General features: G+C 72.8%; 4 protein-coding genes. 1 reads left to right on the plus strand and 3 read right to left on the minus strand.

All coding sequences use genetic code 11. The annotated features are described in order from the left end of the window. Positions 1–193 precede the first annotated feature (193 nt). Positions 194–574 carry a hypothetical protein gene (locus AB0C29_RS42805; RefSeq protein ID WP_360833309.1) on the minus strand — a complete coding sequence of 127 codons (381 nt, stop codon included), beginning with the start codon at positions 572–574 and terminating at the stop codon, positions 194–196. A gap of 202 nt (positions 575–776) precedes the next feature. Continuing rightward, complete coding sequence (locus tag AB0C29_RS42810) at positions 777–1,280, minus strand: DUF4388 domain-containing protein (RefSeq protein WP_360833311.1); 504 nt, start codon at positions 1,278–1,280, stop codon at positions 777–779. A 164-nt stretch (positions 1,281–1,444) separates the two neighbouring features. Here AB0C29_RS42810 and AB0C29_RS42815 point away from each other — a divergent pair, with 164 nt between their 5' ends. Further along, a complete protein-coding gene (locus tag AB0C29_RS42815) occupies positions 1,445–1,807 on the plus strand; it encodes a VOC family protein (protein ID WP_360833312.1) in 363 nt (120 codons plus the stop codon). On the opposite strand, the gene AB0C29_RS42820 is transcribed toward AB0C29_RS42815, so the two are convergent. Then, positions 1,797–2,622 (minus strand): methyl-accepting chemotaxis protein (locus AB0C29_RS42820; RefSeq protein WP_360833314.1); only part of this gene is annotated, 826 nt, incomplete at its 5' end. The genes AB0C29_RS42815 and AB0C29_RS42820 overlap by 11 nt on opposite strands.

The following is a 2,622-nucleotide window of genomic DNA, read 5'->3' on the forward strand; positions in this document are numbered from 1 at the left end:
CGACGCCCGGCGCGGCCGCCGACTCGGCGTAGCTGTCCTGACCCTCGATGAGGTAGACCGTGCCGCCGGGGTGGCCGCCGACGACGAGTGCGCCGGTCTGCCGCTCGCCCGCTGCCTGCGTGAGCAGACGCCCGGGCGCAGCGGTCTTCGAGGGCTTCACCGTCACTCCTTCTCACCGGGTCGGTACGCGACATCAGGTCGCCACGAGCTCGTCGGCGAGGGTCTGCATGCGCCGCCGGGCCACGGCGAGGTTGCCGCGGATCCGGTCCAGCCACACGTAGAGCACCAGCCGGCTGTCGAAATCGGTCTGGACGAGCCGCAGCAGGTGGTAGCCCCCCGCGGTCGTGATGATCAGGTCCTCGAGCAGGTCGTGCGGTACCGCCGAGACGAACAGCGATCTGCTCTGGGCGGCCTGCACGACGTCCGCCGTGCCCGCCGCCGCTGCGTCGTGGTCCTCGTTGGGTGCGGCTCCGGTCGTCGCGACCGGGAAACCGGTGGTGTAGTCGACGATGCTGGCGCCGATCGCGCCCGGTATCGCCATGGCCTCCTGCAGGCAGTTCTCAACCCCGGGCACATCTCTCCTCAGCCGAGTGATGCTCCCGCCGTTCGCCGTGCCCGGCCGCTGGCGGGACTGCCGGGCTTCGTTGCCGCGGCCGGCCGGGGTGGTGCTGGGTGCGGCCGGCCCGGATCTTGTCGTCCGCGCCGTCACAATGGGCCATCCTGCGGCCACCCCGATCGGGGCGGTCGCACCCGGTGTGCGTCATCGCCATCGGCGTTCATCTCGTTGTTGTCACGCGGCGGCGGGGCCGCCGGGCGGGCCGCAGCCGGTGCGGTGCGGGCCGGGTGTAGAGCCGCTTGGCGGCCTGCGTACCGAGCGAGCCGAGCTCGATCGGGGCCACCGCGCCGAACCAGTGCCGCTCGCCCGGCACGAACCGCATCGGCGCCTCGTCACTGCCCTGCAACAGCGCGTGGGTGGCGGCGGTGATGGCCGCGACGACCCGGCAGGCCAGCTCGTGATGGCCGAGGTGACCGTCGCGCACGAGCGCCCGGCCGACGGTCCCGGTGCCCCGGCCCGCCGCGTACGCGGACTGCCACGCCGCCGCGGCCAGCCGCCCGGAGGTGACCAGCCGCTCGCCGATGCCGGGGCAGGCCGCCGACTCGGCATGGGTGATCCGGCCGGCGACCAGGTAGATCACCCCGCCGGGGGCACCGCCGACGTGCAGGGCCCCGGTACGCCCGGACTCGGCCAGGTTGGTCAGCAGGCGACGCAGTGCGTTCACGGTGGGCTTCTCCTCCGGCCGACCGGGCATCGACCTTTCAGTGGAGTCTCGGCCGCCGTTCGGCAGGAGGTCGCACGGGCGGTGCGTTGTTCCGATCGTGGCCGCCCGGCCGTGTGCGCGTAACATCATCGCCACTTTCGATGGCGTCACGTGAAGGAGTGCCGATGCCCGCTCAGTGGGAGCAGGTCGTTGTCGACGCGGAGGATCCCGCCCGGCTGGCCCGCTGGTGGGCGGAAGCTCTCGGGTACCAGATCGTGCACGAGGAGCCCGGCGAGGTGGAGATCCGGCGCACCCCGGACACCATGCCCGGCCTGCTGTTCACGCCCGTGCCGGAGGCCAAGAAGGGCAAGAACCGGCTGCACCTGGACCTGCGCCCGGACGACCAGGAGGCCGAGGTCGAGCGCCTGGTCGACATGGGCGCCCGGCCGGTCGACATCGGCCAGCACGAGGTGAGCTGGGTGGTCCTCGCCGACCCGGAGGGCAACGAGTTCTGCGTGCTCTCCTCCCGCAAGCCGGCTAGTACGTGAACTGACCGATCAGTCCCTGGATCTCGCCGGCGGCGGCGCTGACCCGCTCGGCCGAGCGCCGGGTGGTGTTGGCCCCGTCGGCGGTCGCCCCGGTGGACGCGGTGATGTTCGTGACCGTGCCACTGATCTCGGTGGCCGCGGTGGAGACCTCGCTGACGTTGCGGGCCATCAGCTCGGTGGTCGTGGACTGCTCCTCGACCGCCGCGGCGATGGTCCGCTGGCCGTCGTCGATCCGGGTGATGACCCCGGCGATGGTGTCGATGGCTCCCGCCGTACGCGTGGTCATGTCCTGGATCGCACCGATCTTGGCGGTGATGTCGCTGGTCGCCCGCGCGGTCTCCTGGGCCAGGTCCTTGACCTCCGAGGCGACCACGGCGAAGCCCTTGCCGGCGTCGCCGGCCCGGGCGGCCTCGATCGTGGCGTTCAGCGCCAGCAGGTTGGTCTGCTCGGCGATGGCGGTGATCAGCCGGACGATGTCGCCGATCTCCCGGCTGGCCTCACTGAGCGTGGCCACCAGCGCGGTCGTGGTGGCGGCGTTCTCGCTGGCGGCGGCCGTGGTGGTGGCGGCGTCGCTGGTCTGCCGGGCGATCTCGCGGATGGAGGCGGACAGCTCCTCGGTCGCCGCCATCATGTCGGTGACGGAGTGTGACACCTGTTGGGCGGCGCTGTCCGCGTTGCGGGCCTGCCCGGAGGTCTGCTCCGCCGAAGCGTCGAGCTGACCGGCCAGGTCGCGGAGGTCCCCACTGGCCGAGGTGAGCGCGCCGGCGCTGGTCGCGGTGGCGGCCACGGTGGACCGGATCGCGCGCAGCGCCCGG

The organism is Actinoplanes sp. NPDC048791 (assembly GCF_040650095.1).
GTDB lineage: Bacteria > Actinomycetota > Actinomycetes > Mycobacteriales > Micromonosporaceae > Actinoplanes.

What these genes read in the sequence shown, in the direction of transcription:
- AB0C29_RS42815 (WP_360833312.1), top strand. Translation starts at nt 1,445, where the DNA reads ATGCCCGCTCAGTGGGAGCAGGTCGTTGTCGACGCGGAGGATCCCGCC.